The 15,807-nt window shown below is 71.6% G+C and carries 2 protein-coding genes; both read right to left on the bottom strand.

The genetic code is table 11. The annotated features are described in order from the left end of the window. Nucleotides 1–7,930, bottom strand: a 7,930-nt coding sequence (locus tag ACSC1Q_RS42620; protein WP_436764447.1) for an SDR family NAD(P)-dependent oxidoreductase, incomplete at its 3' end; no start/stop codon positions are given. Nucleotides 7,931–7,936: 6 nt separating this feature from the next. After that, on the bottom strand, nt 7,937–15,790 hold the full coding sequence (locus ACSC1Q_RS42615) for an SDR family NAD(P)-dependent oxidoreductase (protein WP_436764446.1): 7,854 nt from the start codon (nt 15,788–15,790) through the stop codon (nt 7,937–7,939). Nucleotides 15,791–15,807 lie beyond the last annotated feature (17 nt).

Genomic DNA, 15,807 nt, shown 5'->3' with positions numbered 1-15,807 from the left:
CGAAAGCGGTCGCGAACACCGAAAACGCCTCGTACAACTCCCGGCCCATCCCTGCCCGCTGAGCACCCTGACCCGTGAACAGGAACCCGACCCCACCCTGACCGGCCGTCCCAGAGATCACCCCGGTCGACACATCTCCAGTAGTCAGTTCCGCCAGCCGACTCACCAGCTCATCTCGGCTCCGGCCGACCACCACGGCCCGGTGTTCCAGCACCGCACGACCCGCCACCAGCGAATGCGCCACATCCACAGCCGACAGCTGCGACGTCTTCACATACGCACCCAGCCGCTCGGCCTGAAACCGCAACGCCGACCCGCTCTTGGCCGACAACGGCCACACCACCACCCCACCGTCCTCAACCGGAGCGACGGTCTCCTCCTGCGCGGGCGCCTCCTCCACGATCACATGCGCGTTCGTACCACTGATCCCGAACGACGACACCCCAGCCCGGCGCGGCCCACCCGTCTGCGGCCACGGCACCGACGACGTCAACAACGACACCGCACCCGACGACCAATCCACATGCGGCGACGGCTCGTCCACATGCAATGTCTTCGGCAACACCCCCGCCCGCATCGCCATCACCATCTTGATCACACCAGCCACCCCGGCGGCCGCCTGCGTATGACCGATGTTCGACTTCACCGACCCCAGCCACAACGGACGCTCACGGTCCTGCCCGTAAGCCGCCATCAACGCCTGCGCCTCGATCGGATCACCCAACCGCGTCCCCGTCCCATGCCCCTCCACCACATCCACCCCCGACGCCGCCACCCCCGCGTCCGCCAACGCCTGCCCGATCACCCGCTGCTGAGAGGGACCGTTCGGCGCCGTCAACCCGTTCGACGCCCCGTCCTGATTCACCGCCGAACCCCGCACCACCGCCAACACCCGACGACCATTGCGCAGGGCATCGGACAACCGCTCCACAACCAGCACCCCCACCCCCTCACCCCACCCCGTACCATCCGCAGCCCCCGCGAACGACTTACACCGACCATCCGCCGCCAGCCCCCGCTGACGACTGAACTCCACGAACATGCCGGGGGAGGCCATCACCGTCACGCCGCCGACGAGCGCCATCGAGCACTCCCCCTGCCGCAGCGCCCGCATCGCCCAGTGCAACGCCACCAGCGACGACGAACACGCCGTGTCCACCGTCACCGCCGCTCCCTCCAGGCCGAACGTGTAGGCGAGACGTCCCGACATCACACTCGTCGCACCGCCGGTCAGCAGGTAGCCGTCCGATCCCTTGTCCGCCTGGTCGTAGCGGGGGCCGTACTCCTGGTACATGCCGCCGACGAAGACCCCGGTGTCGGTGCCGCGCAGGGACGAGGGGTCGATCCCGGCCCGTTCGAACGCCTCCCAGGAGGTCTCCAGCAACAACCGCTGCTGCGGATCCATCGCCAGCGCCTCACGCGGAGAGATCCCGAAGAACCCCGCGTCGAACTCCCCCGCCTCATGGAGGAAAGCCCCCGACCGCGCGTACGACGTACCCGCACGATCGGGGTCGTCGTCGAAGAGCGCGTCCAGGCTCCAGCCCCGGCCGGTGGGGAAGTCCGAAACCGCGTCCCGGCCCGAGGCCACCAGTTCCCACAGCTCCTCCGGAGAGGTGACTCCGCCGGGAAGGCGGCAGGCCATGCCGACGATGACGATCGGATCGTCGTCCACCGGACGGGCTGAGACCGGGGCCGGAGCCGTGGCCGGGGGCGAGGTCGTGCCCAGCAGTTCCTCGCGGAGGAAGGCGGCCAGGCCGGATGGTGTCGGGTAGTCGAAGATCAGCGTGGCGGGCAGCCGCGTGCCGACGGCGGCGCCCAGCCGGTTGCGGAACTCCACGGCCGTCAGGGAGTCGAACCCGAGATCCTTGAACCCGCTGTCGACGCCGACCGCCTCCGGGGAGGAGTGGCCGAGCACCGCCGCGACGTTCTTGCGTACCACGTCGAGGAGGGCGCGCCCGCGCTCCGGCTCGGCCATGGCGGCCAGGGTCGCGGCGAACGTGGTGCCCGGGTCCGCCCGCCTCGCCACCCTGCGCTCGGGGGCCCTCACCAGGCCGCGCAGCATCGCGGGGACGTCGTCGGCGCGGTTCCGCAGGGCGTTCAGGTTCAGCTTCGTCGGCAACAGGACCGGCTCGTCCACGGTCAGGGCGGTGTCGAGGAGTCTCAGCGCCTCCGCCGAGGACAACGCGCCGAACCCCGCCCGCCCCATCCGCGCCAGATCCCCCTCACCCAACCCACCCGTGATCCCACTACGCTCCTCCCACAACCCCCACCCCAGAGAAACCCCCACCAACCCCTCAGCCCTGCGACACGCGGCGAGACCGTCCAAGAACGCGTTCGCCGCCGCGTAGTTGCCCTGCCCCGCGCTCCCCAGCGTCCCCGACGCCGAGGAGAACAGCACGAAGAACGACAGGTCCAGATCTCGCGTCAGCTCGTGCAGGTACCACGCGGAATCGGCCTTCGCCCGCAGCACCCCGTCCAGCCGTTCCCGCGACAGGGAGCCCACGACGCCGTCGTCGACGACCCCCGCGGCGTGCACCACTCCCACCAGGTCGGTGCCGACCCCCTCGACCACCGCCCGCAGCCGTTCCCTGTCACCCACGTCGCAGGCGGCCACGCCGACCTCGGCCCCCAGCCCCCGCAACTCCGCCACCAGCTCCGGCACGCCCGCCGCCCGCTCGCCGCTCCGGCTCGCCAGCACCAGGTGGCGCACCCCGTACGCCTCCACCAGATGCCGCGCCACCACGGCGCCGAGCGCCCCCGTCCCGCCGGTGACCAGCACGGTGCCGTCGGGGCCGACCGGCCTGGGCAGGGTGAGGACGACCTTGCCGACATGCCGTGCCCGGCTGACGAGGCGGAAGGCGTCGGGTGCCCGCCGTACGTCCCAGGTGTCGATCGGGGGGAGCCTCAGCGCGCCGTCCGCGAAGAGGGCGAGCACGGCGGCGAACATGCGCCGGACCAGTTCCGGCTCCGCGCGCATGAGGTCGAACGGCAGATAGTCGGCCGCGATGTCACCGGGTTCGCGGAGGTCGGTCTTGCCCATCTCCAGGAACCGGCCGCCGCGCGGGAGCAGCCGCGCCGAGGCGTCCACGAAGTCTCCGGCGAGGGAGTTCAGCACGACGTCGACGCCTCTGCCGCCGGTGGCCTCCAGGAACCGCCGTTCGAAGTCGAGGGTGCGCGAGGAGGCGATGTGCGCGTCGTCGAAGCCCAGCCCGCGCAGGACGTCGTGCTTGGCGGGGCCCGCCGTGGCGAACACCTCCGCGCCGAGGTGCCGGGCGAGCTGGACGGCGGCCGTGCCCACCCCGCCCGTGGCGGCGTGCACGAGCACGGCCTCGCCGAGCCGCAGACCGGCGAGTTCGACCAGCCCGTAGTACGCGGTCAGGTAGGCGATCGGCACCGAGGCCGCCTGCTCGAACGACCAGCCGTCCGGGATACGCGTGACCACCCGGTGGTCGGCGACCGCACTTGGGCCGAACGCCCCGCCGAACAGGCCGAACACCCGGTCGCCCGGTGCCGTACCGGTGACCCCGGGGCCGATCTCGGTGACGACGCCCGCGCCTTCGCCGCCGAGCGGCACGTCGTCCGGATACATGCCGAGCGCGAGGAGCACGTCGCGGAAGTTGAGTCCGGCGGCCCGCACCTGGATACGCACCTGTCCCGGGGCGAGCGGTACGTCGTCGTGGGCGGCGAGCACCAGGTTGTCGACGCTGCCGCGGGGCGAGACGTCCAGCCGCCAGTTTCCCTCCCCGGCGGGCGGCAGCAATCCGTCGTACGAGGCCAGGGTGGCCAGGCGGGGCACGTAGACCTCGCCGTCCCGGATGGCGAGCTGCGGCTCACCGGTCGCCACGGCCCGCGCCAGCGCGCCGGGGTCGTCGGTGTCCGTGTCGACCAGGGTGATCCGGCCGGGATGCTCCGCCTGGGCGCTGCGGATCAGCCCCCACACCGCCGCGCCCGCCGGTCCTCCGGGCATGACGGCCCCTCGGGTGACCACGACGAGCGGCTCCTGGTCGTCGTGCTCCAGCCACTCCTGTACGGCGGCGAGAGCCCGGCCGGTGGCGGCGCGGGTCGCCGCGAGAATGTCGTCCCCGGAGCCGCCGCCGACCGTCACGCCGTCGCCCGTTACGCCGTTGACCGTCACGCCGTCGACTGTCGCGGTCCCGCTGTCGTCGATCGCCGCGGTCCGCTCGGCGTCTGTTGTCGCGGCCCGGCCGGCGTCGACCGTCATGATCCGCTCGGTGTCCGTCGCCACGACCCCGCCGGTGTCGATCGTCACGATCCGGCCGGTCGGGCCGGTCGGGCCGGTTCGCGTGCCGTCGCCCGGCGCCGGAATCGCCTGCCAGTCGAGCCGGTACAGGGAGTCGTGGCCGATGGGGGACGGTCCGGACGCCGTGGCTCCGACGGGCCGCATGACCAGCGTCTCGACCGAGGCCACCGGCGCTCCGGTGGTGTCGGCCATCTCCATCGACAGCGCGCCGTCTCCGGTGGGCGTCAGGCGTACGCGCAGGGCCGAGGCGCCGGAGGCGTGCAGACGCACCCCCTCCCAGGAGAACGGCAGCCGGGTCCCGGCGGTGTCGTGCACCGCCGCGAGGGCGTGCAGGGCGGCGTCGAGCAACGCGGGGTGCAGACCGTAACGGCCGGCCTCCGCGTCCTCCGCCAGGCCCACTTCCGCATAGACGGTCTCCCCGGCCCGCCAGGCGGCCCGCAGCCTCCGGAAGGCGGCGCCGTAGACCAGCCCCCTGTCCGCGAGCGACTCGTAACAGCCGTCCAGGTCCACCGGCCGCGCCCCCGGCGGCGGCCACACCCCGAGATCGGCGACCGGTACGGCGGACGTGCCGGATCCACCGGGGCCGCTGGAGGAGAGTACGCCGCCGGCGTGGTGCGTCCAGTGGTCCTCACCCGAGGGCGATCCGTACACGCCGACCGTGCGACGTCCCTCCTCGTCCGAGGCGCCGACGAGGATCTGCACCTGCACACCTGTGGAGGCGGCGAGGGCGAGCGGGGCGTGCAGGGTCAGTTCGTCGAGCCGGTCACATCCGACGTGATCGCCCGCCCGGACGGCGAGCTCGACGAACGCGGCACCGGGGAGGATCGCCATACCGGCCACGGCATGGTCGGCGAGCCAGGGCTGCGCCTGGGTGGAGAGCCGCCCGGTCAGCAGGAAACCGTCCCCGTCGGCCAGCGACACCGCCGCCCCCAGCAACGGATGATCCGCCGACCCCAGACCCGCACCCGCCAGATCGGCCGACCCCGACGGCAACAACCAGAAACGCTCACGCTCGAACGGATACGTCGGCAGGCCGACGAGCCTCCCGCCGTTGTCTGCCTGGTACGCCTTCCAGTCGACCTTCGCGCCTGCCACGAACGCTCTCGCCAGTGCGGTGACCAGGCTTTCCGCTTCGGGTCGTTCTTTGCGCAGTGTCGGGAGGAACAGGCTGTCGTCTGCGGAGTCTTGGCCCATCACCGACAGCACGCCGTCGGGTCCCAGTTCGACGAAGGTACGTACTCCCTGGGAGTGCAGGTAGGTCAGGCCGTCGGCGAAGCGCACCGCTTCGCGGACGTGGCGCACCCAGTAGTCGGCGGAGAAGTCTGTGACCGGTTCGCCGGTGAGGTTGGAGACCACCGGGATCGAGGGGGGACGGTAGGTCACGGTTTCGGCGACCCGGCGGAAGTCCCGCAGCATGGGTTCCATCAGGGGTGAGTGGAAGGCGTGGCTGACCCGCAGGCGACGGGTCTTACGCCCCAGGGCTGCGAAATGAGCGGATATTTCCGTCACCGCGGCCTCGTCGCCGGAGATGACGACGGCGTTCGGGCCGTTGACCGCCGCCACCGAGACGGTGCCGGGCAGGAGGGGCACTACCTCTGCTTCGGTGGCTTGCAACGCGACCATGGCTCCGCCCGCAGGAAGTGCCTGCATCAACCGGCCCCGCGCCACCACCAGATTGGCCGCGTCTTGCAGCGACATCACCCCGGCCACATGGGCGGCCGCTAGTTCTCCCACCGAATGCCCCAGCAGGAGATCCGGTCGCACCCCCCAGGACTCCAGCAGCCGGAACAACGCCACCTCGATCGCGAACAACCCTGTCTGCGTGAACATCGTTCGATCCAGCTCGCCATCCGACGAAGCGAACACCAGATCCCTCAACGACCGCCCGAGGTGACCGTCGACATGGGAGGCGACCTCGTCGAAAGCGGTCGCGAACACCGGGAACGCCTCATACAGCTCCCGGCCCATCCCTGCCCGCTGAGCACCCTGACCGGTGAACAAAAACCCCAGCCCACCCCGCCCGGCCACCCCGGCCGACACATCCCCCGCCGCCAGCTCCGCCAGCCGCCCCACCAGCTCATCCCGGCCCCGGCCGACCACCACGGCCCGGTGCTCCAACACCGCACGACCCGCCACCAGCGAATGCGCCACATCCACAGCCGACAGCTGCGACGTCTTCACATACGCACCCAGCCGCTCGGCCTGCGCGCGCAACGCCAGCCCGCTCTTCGCCGACAACGGCCACACCACCACCCCGCCGTCCTCAACCGGAGCGACGGTCTCCTCCTGCGCGGGCGCCTCCTCCACGATCACATGCGCGTTCGTGCCACTGATCCCGAACGACGACACCCCCGCCCGGCGCGGCCCACCCGTCTGCGGCCACGGCACCGACGACGTCAACAACGACACCGCACCCGACGACCAATCCACATGCGGCGACGGCTCATCCACATGCAACGTCTTCGGCAACACCCCCGCCCGCATCGCCATCACCATCTTGATCACACCAGCCACCCCCGCAGCCGCCTGCGTATGACCGATGTTCGACTTCACCGACCCCAGCCACAACGGACGCTCACGCCCCGGACCGTAAGCCGCCATCAACGCCTGCGCCTCGATCGGATCACCCAGCGTGGTACCGGTCCCATGCCCCTCCACCACATCCACCCCCGACGCCGCCACCCCCGCGTCCGCCAACGCCTGCCCGATCACCCGCTGCTGAGAAGGACCGTTCGGCGCCGTCAACCCGTTCGACGCCCCGTCCTGATTCACCGCCGAACCCCGCACCACCGCCAACACCCGACGACCATGACGCACCGCATCCGACAACCGCTCCACAACCAGCACCCCCACCCCCTCACCCCACCCCGTACCATCCGCAGCCCCCGCGAACGACTTACACCGACCATCCGCCGCCAGCCCCCGCTGACGACTGAACTCCACGAAGGTGTCAGGGGAGGCCATCACCGTGACACCACCGGCCAGCGCGAGGGAGCACTCCCCCCGCCTCAGTGACTGGATCGCGAGGTGCAGCGCGACCAGCGAGGAGGAGCAGGCCGTGTCGATGGTGACGGCGGGGCCCTCGAAACCGAACGTGTAGGCGACGCGGCCGGTGGCGACGCTGGCCGCGTTGCCGTTGCCGATGAAGCCTTCGAGTTCTTCGGGGAAGGACTTCAGCCGCGAGTGGTAGTCGTGGTACATCAGGCCGGTGAAGACGCCCGTCCTGCTGCCCTTGAGGGTGGTGGGCGCCATACCGGCGTTCTCCAGCGCCTCCCAGGAGGTCTCCAGCAGCAACCGCTGCTGCGGATCCATCGCCAGCGCCTCACGCGGAGAGATCCCGAAGAACCCCGCGTCGAACTCCCCCGCCTCATGAAGGAAAGCCCCCGACCGCGCGTACGACGTACCCGCACGATCGGGATCATCGTCGAACAACCGCTCCAGATCCCACCCACGATCCACCGGAAACCCCGACACCGCGTCCCGGCCCGACGCCACCAGCTCCCACAGCTCCTCCGGAGACGACACCCCACCCGGGAAACGACACGCCATCCCCACGATCGCGACGGGCTCGCGGTGCTGCTCCTCGACCTCCCGCAACCGCCGCTGCGCGTCCTGCGCCTCGGTGATCGCCCGTTTGAGGTAGGTGCGGAGTTGCTGCTCGTTCGACATGTGGTGTCAGCTCCCCAGGTTCTCGACCAGGTCGAAAAGGTCGTCGTCGCTCGCGTCCGCCAGATCGGCGGCTCCGCCGTCACCGTCCTTCCATCCGGCGAGGAGCGCGCGCAGCCGCTCGGCGACCGCCGGGCGGTCGTCGGCGCCGAGCCCCTCCAGGACGGCCAGGACCTGGTCGATCGGCTCGGTGTCCTTGGCGGACAGGTGCTCGTGGAGAAGCTCGGCGATCGCCGCGGGAGTCGGATGGTCGAAGACCAGCGTGGCCGGTAGCGTCAGCCCGCTGTCAGCGGTGAGTCTGTTACGGAGTTCGACTCCCATGAGCGAGTCGAAGCCGAGTTCCCTGAACGGCCGGTCCTCCTCGATCCGTTCCGTCTCCCCGTGGCCCAGCACCGCGGTGACGTGCCCGAGCACGATGTCCAGCACCACTCGCCGCCGTTCGTCCGTGGGCAGCCCGGCCAGCCGGTCGGCCAGGGGACGGACACCGCGGGTCTCGGCGGTGTGCCGCACCGCGCGCCGTACCAGGCCGCGCAACAGCGGAGGTACGTCATCCGGTCGCACGCGCAGCGCGGCCAGGTCCAGCCGGACCGGCAGCGGCGCCGGGTCGTCCAGGGCGAGTGCCGCGTCGAAGAGGGCGAGTGCCTCGGCCTCGGTCAGCGGCACGGCACCCGAGCGGGCCAACCGGGCGCGTTCGGTCTCCCCGAGGCCAGCGCCCATGCCGTGTTCCCACAGTCCCCAGGCCAGGGAGGTGGCGGGCAGCCCCTCGGCTCTGCGATGCGCGGCGAGACCGTCGAGGAAGGCGTTCGCCGCCGCGTAGTTGCCCTGCCCCGCGTTGCCGAAGGTCGCCGAAGCCGAGGAGAACAACACGAACGCGGTCAGCGGCATCTCCCGGGTGAGCTCGTGCAGATGCCAGGCGGCGTCCGCCTTCGGCGCGAGCACCCGATCAAGACGCTCCGGCGTCAACCCACCGACCAGCCCGTCATCGACGACACCCGCCGCGTGCACCACGGCGGTCAGCGGCCGGTCCAGACCCTGCAGCAGCGTACGCAACGCCGCTCGATCACCCACGTCACAGGCCGCGACCACCACCCTCGCACCGCAGGCCTCCAAACCCGCCACCAGCTCCGAAGCACCCGGCGCCTTCTCCCCGCCCCTGCTCACCAGCAGCAGGTCTCGCACGCCGTGCTCGGTGACGAGGTGACGGGCCACCAAGCCGCCCAGCGCCCCCGTACCACCGGTGACCAGCACCGTCCCCTCACCCCAGGACGGTCCAGCCGCCCCTGCGGCACCGGCCCGCACCAGCCTCGGCGCGTACAACACACCATCACGCACCGCCATCCCCGGCTCGCCCACCGGCACCCCGTCCGGAACCTCACCCCCCCGCACCACGTCGACCACCGCGAACAACCCCGGATACTCCGCCTGCACCGACCGCATCAACCCCCACACCGCCGCCGCCACCGGATCCACCCCCTCACCCGGCACCACCGCCACCCCACCACACGTCACCACCACCAACCGCGACGACGACGAACGACCATCCCCAACCCACCCCCGCACCACCCCCAACACCTCACCCAACACACCCCGCACCCCCGAAACCACGTCCCCCTCACGACCCGCACCGACCCGCACCACCACACCCGGCGACACCACCTCACCACCCACCACCGGCACCCACCCCACCCGGAACAACGAGTCGCGACGGGCGGCTCCAGCGATGGCGATCTCGTCCATGGCCGGTGGCAGCAGGAGAAGGGACTCGGCCGTCAGCACCGTCCGCCCGGTGTCGCCGGCCACGGCCAGGGACACACCCGCGTCGCCCGCGTCGTCGATCCGTACGCGCAGGGATGTCGCGTCCGTGCCGTTCAGCCGCACGCCACGCCAGGAGAACGGCAGCGCGGCCGTCTCCCGGTCCGCCGCGAGGACGTGGAGGCACGCGTCGAGCAGGGCCGGATGGACGCGGAACCCGGTCGTGTCCCGCTCTGCGGGCAGCGCCACCTCGGCGTAGAGCACCCCGTCCCGCCGCCAAGCAGCCCTCAGCCCCTGGAACACCGGACCGTATTCGAGACCGGCCGAGGCGAGACCGTCGTAGAGGGCGTCCACGTCGATCGGTTCCGCTCCTCTCGGCGGCCACTCGGACAGCTCGACGGGTTCCACCGGGGTGGCCGGGGCCAGCGTGCCGGTCGCGTGCCGCGCCCACGGCTCGTCGTCGAGGCGGCTGTACGCGGTCAGGGCGCGCCGCCCTCGCTCGTCCGGCGCGGCCACGGACACCTGCACCTGGCGGGCACCGCGCTCGGGGAGGACCAGCGGGAGTTCGAGGTTCAGCTCCTCAAGCAGCTCGCAGCCCACCAGGTCACCGGCGTGCGCCGCGAGCTCGACCAGGACCGTCGCCGGGACCACCGTGCTCCCGGCGACCGTGTGGTCCGCCAGCCATCCGTGCCGTCCCGTCCGGGACAGCTCACCGGTCAGCACGACACCGTCACCGTCGGCCAGCGGCACCACCACGTCCAGCAGCGGATGCCCGCCAGGCCGCGTCCCGCCGCCCGCGGTGGCCTCCAGCCAGTAGCGCCGGTGCTCGAAGGGGTAGGTCGGCAGGTCGACGAGCCTCCCGCCGCTGCCCGCGTAGTACGCCTTCCAGTCGACCTCCGCACCGGCCACGAACGCTCTCGCAAGTGCGGTGACCAGGCTTTCCGCCTCTGGCCTGTCCTTGCGCAGCACCGGGAGGAACGATCCCTCCTCACCCAGCGCCGACAGCACACCGTCGGGTCCCAGTTCGACGAACGTCTCCACTCCCTGAGCCCGCAGGTAGGTCAGGCCGTCGGCGAACCGCACCGCTTCGCGGACGTGGCGCACCCAGTAAGCGGCGGAGAACTCCGTGACCGGTTCGCCGGTGAGGTTGGAGACCACCGGGATCGAGGGGGGACGGTAGGTCACGGTTTCGGCGACCCGGCGGAAGTCCTCCAGCATCGGTTCCATCAGGGGTGAGTGGAAGGCGTGGCTGACCCGCAGGCGACGGGTCTTACGCCCCAGAGCGGTGAAATGAGCCGATATTTCCGTCACCGCGCTCTCGTCGCCGGAGACGACGACGGCGTTCGGGCCGTTGACCGCCGCCACCGAAACGGTGCCGGGGAGAAGTGGCAGCACTTCTGCCTCGCTGGCCTGCAACGCCACCATCGCCCCGCCCGCGGGAAGTGCCTGCATCAACCGGCCCCGCGCCACCACCAGAGCAGCCGCGTCCTCCAGCGACATCACCCCGGCCACATGAGCCGCCGCCAGCTCCCCGATCGAATGCCCCAGCAGGAGATCCGGCCGCACCCCCCACGACTCCAGCAACCGGAACAGCGCCACCTCAACCGCGAACAGCGCGATCTGGGCGTTCTCCGTCCGATCCAGCTCCCCGTCCGAGGAGGTGAACACCACCTCCTTCAGCGACCCGTCGAAGTGAGCGTCGACCTCGTCGAAAGCGGTCGCGAACACCGGGAACGCCTCATACAGCTCCCGGCCCATCCCTGCCCGCTGCGCACCCTGACCGGTGAACAGGAACCCGACCCCACCCTGACCGGCCGTCCCGGAGATCACCTCGTCGTTCAGCAGCACCGCCCGGTGCTCGAAAGCCGTGCGCCGGGCCAGCGTCCACCCCACGTCCACGCGATTCACGGCCGCTTCCGACACCTGGCGCACGCTCTCGGCCAGCGCCCCCGCCGACCGCGCCGACACGACCAGCGGTACCACCGGCATCCCGTCAACGGGAGCGACGGTCTCCTCCTGCGCGGGCGCCTCCTCCACGATCACGTGCGCGTTCGTGCCGCTGATCCCGAACGACGACACCCCCGCCCGGCGCGGCCCACCCGTCTGCGGCCACGGCACCGACGACGTCAACAACGACACCGCACCCGACGACCAATCCACATGCGGCGACGGCTCATCCACATGCAACGTCTTCGGCAACACCCCCGCCCGCATCGCCATCACCATCTTGATCACACCAGCCACCCCCGCAGCCGCCTGCGTATGACCGATGTTCGACTTCACCGACCCCAGCCACAACGGACGCTCACGCCCCGGACCGTAAGCCGCCATCAACGCCTGCGCCTCGATCGGATCACCCAACCGCGTCCCCGTCCCATGCCCCTCCACCACATCCACCCCCGACGCCGCCACCCCCGCGTCCGCCAACGCCTGCCCGATCACCCGCTGCTGAGAAGGACCGTTCGGCGCCGTCAACCCGTTCGACGCCCCGTCCTGATTCACCGCCGAACCCCGCACCACCGCCAACACCCGACGACCATGACGCACCGCATCCGACAACCGCTCCACAACCAGCACCCCCACCCCCTCACCCCACCCCGTACCATCCGCAGCCCCCGCGAACGACTTGCACCGACCGTCGGGGGCCTGGCCGCGTTGCCTGCTGAACTGGACGAAGGCGTCGGGCTTCGCCATGACCGCGACGCCGCCGACGAGCGCCATCGAGCACTCCCCCTGCCGCAGCGCCCGCATCGCCCAGTGCAACGCCACCAGCGACGACGAACACGCGGTGTCCACGGTCACCGCCGGTCCTTCCAGGCCGAACGTGTAGGCCAGGCGGCCGGAGGCGACGCTGCCGGAGTTGCCGATGCCGATGTGCCCTTCCAGATCGGCGGGTGTGGTGAGCAGGCGCGCGGAGTAGTCGTGGTACATCAGCCCGACGAAGACCCCGGTGTCGGTGCCGCGCAACGAGGGCGTGTCGATCCCGGCCCGTTCGAACGCCTCCCAGGAGGTCTCCAGCAACAACCGCTGCTGCGGATCCATCGCCAGCGCCTCACGCGGAGAGATCCCGAAGAACCCCGCGTCGAACTCCCCCGCCTCATGGAGGAAAGCCCCCGACCGCGCGTACGACGTACCCGCACGATCGGGATCATCGTCGAACAACCGCTCCAGATCCCACCCACGATCCACCGGAAACCCCGACACCGCGTCCCGGCCCGACGCCACCAGCTCCCACAGCTCCTCCGGAGACGACACCCCACCCGGGAAACGACACGCCATCCCCACGATGACCACCGGATCGTCGTCGGTCCTGACCGGGGCGGCCGGTGCCGGGGCGTCCGTGGACGTGCCGAAGAGCTCGCTCGCCAGGTAGGCGGCCAGGCTCGCCGGGGTCGGATAGTCGAAGACGAGCGTGGCGGGCAAACGCGTGCCGACGGCGTCGCCGAGCCGGTTGCGCAGTTCGATCGCGGTGAGGGAGTCGAAGCCGAGCTCGCCGAACGCCCGATGAACGTCGACGGGGCCGGTGTAGCCCAGCACTCCGGCGACGTTCCTGGACACCAGCTGCAGGAGTCCGGCGGTCCGTTCCGCGTCGGGGAGGTCGGCCAGTCCCCGGACGAGCGTGTCCGGCCGCCTCGCCGTACGGCGTGCCGGTCGACGCGCCAGGTCGCGCAGCAGCGTGGGGACGTCACCGGTTTGGGCGCGGAGAGCGGTCAGGTCGAGCGGCAGCGGGAGCAGGACCGGGTCGTCCACGGTCAGGGCGGTGTCGAGGAGTCTCAGCGCCTCCGCCGAGGACAACGCACCGAACCCCGCCCGGCCCATCCGCGCCAGATCACCCTCACCCAACCCACCCGTGATCCCACTACGCTCCTCCCACAACCCCCACCCCAGAGAAACCCCCACCAACCCCTCAGCCCTGCGATGCGCGGCGAGACCGTCCAAGAACGCGTTCGCCGCCGCGTAGTTGCCCTGCCCCGCGTTGCCGAAGGTCGCCGAAGCCGAGGAGAACAACACGAACGCGGTCAGCGGCATCTGCCGGGTCAGCTCGTGCAGATGCCAGGCCGCGTCCGCCTTCGGCGCGAGCACCCGATCAAGACGCTCCGGCGTCAACCCACCGACCAGCCCGTCATCGACGACACCCGCCGCGTGCACCACCGCACCGAGCGGCCGATCCAGACCCCCCAGCAACCCGCGCAACGCCACCCGATCACCCACGTCGCAGGCCGCGACGGTGACCCGGGCGCCCAGCGCCGCCAGCTCACCCTCCAGTTCGGCGGCCCCGTCGGCGTCGCGACCCCGCCTGCTCACCAGCAGCAGATCACGCACCCCATGCTCGGTGACGAGATGACGGGCCACCAAGCCGCCCAGCGCCCCCGTACCACCGGTGACCAGCACCGGGCCGTCGGGCTTCCAGGGGGACGGGGCGGGGAGCACGCGCGCCCGGACCAGCCTCGGCGCGTACAGGGCGCCTCCGCGGAGGGCGAGCTGGGGTTCGCCGGGGGGCAGGGCGGCGGGCGGTTCGTCCCCCTCGGGCAGGTCGAGCAGGGTGAACGCCCCGGGATGCTCCAGCTGGGCGGAGCGCACCAGCCCCCACACGGCCGCGGCCGACGGATCCACGGTCTCGTCCGGGCGTACGACCGTCGCGCCGCTCGTCACGATGACCAGCGGGCCGGGCCGTTCGTCGGCCAGGTGGTTCTGTATCGCGGCCAGCGCCTCCAGGGTCGCCGTACGGGCCGAGGAGGGCATGTCGCCCGACGACGGGCGGACGCGCAGCACCGTGGCGGCGGGTTCCCAGACGGTTTCCCCGACTTCACCGACTTCCCTGACTTCCCCGGCGGGTTCCCGCTCGCCGGTGACGCGAGTCCACTCCGTGCGGAAGAGGGAGTCGGGCGCGCGGAGCTGTTCCCCGGAGACCGGCCGCAGAGTGAGGGAGCCGATCGACGCCACCGGTTCGCCGGCCTCGTCGGCCAGATCCAGCGTCAGGGAGTCGGCGCCGGTCGGTACCAGCCGCACGCGCAGGCCGCCCACCCCCGCGGGCCGGAGCGTGACCTCCGACCAGGAGAACGGCAGCCGCACCTCCTCGACACGCTCGGGTGCGGCGGCCCCACCGGCGTGCAGGGCGGCGTCGAGCAGCGCGGGGTGCACGCCGAACCTCGCGGCCTCGACGCGGTCCCGCTCGGGCAGCCCGACCTCGGCGTACACCTCGTCGCCGCGCCGCCACACGGCACGCAGTCCCTGGAACGCGGGCCCGTAGGCGTATCCCCGCTCGGCCAGCCGGTCGTAGAAGCCGTCGAGATCGACGGGCTCGGCACCCGGCGGCGGCCAGTCGGCCAGGTCGGCGCGCGGTTCGAGGACCCCGGGACCGAGGAGGCCGGAGGCGTGCCGCACCCAGGCGTCCTCACCGCTCTCCGGCCGGGAGTGGACGGCCACCGTACGCAGGCCCGCGTCGTCCGCCCCCACGGAGACCTGCACCTGGATCCCGCCGTGCTCGGGCAGCGTCAGCGGCGCCTCCAGCGTCAGTTCCTCGATCCGGCGGCAGCCGACCTGCTCACCGGCCCGGAGCGCCAGTTCCACGAACGTGGTGCCGGGCAACAGGACCGTGTCCAGGACGGCGTGGTCGGCGAGCCAGGGCTGGCCGACCAGGGACAGCCGCCCGGTCAGCAGCAGCCCGTCCCCGTCGGCCAGCGACACCGCCGCCCCCAGCAACGGATGATCCGCCGACCCCAGACCCGCACCCGCCAGATCGGCCGACCCCGACGACGACAACCAGAAACGCTCACGCTCGAACGGATACGTCGGCAGATCGACGAGCCTCCCACCGCTGCCCGCGTAGTACGCCTTCCAGTCGACCTCCGCACCGGCCACGAACGCTCTCGCCAGTGCGGTGACCAGGCTCTCCGCCTCCTGCCTGTCCTTGCGCAGCACCGGGAGGAACGATCCCTCCTCACCCATCGCCGACAGCACGCCGTCGGGTCCCAGTTCGACGAAGGTACGTACTCCGTGGGAGTGCAGGTAGGTCAGGCCGTCGGCGAAGCGCACCGCTTCGCGGATGTGGCGCACCCAGTAGTCGGCGGAGAAGTCTGTGACCGGTTCGCCGGTGAGGTTGGAGACCACCGGGATCGACGGGGGAT

Source organism: Streptosporangium heterodermiicola, assembly GCF_051390675.1.
GTDB lineage: Bacteria > Actinomycetota > Actinomycetes > Streptosporangiales > Streptosporangiaceae > Streptosporangium.
Note: the sequence above shows the minus strand (reverse complement) of the source record. Positions and strands in the feature narration are given on the sequence as shown.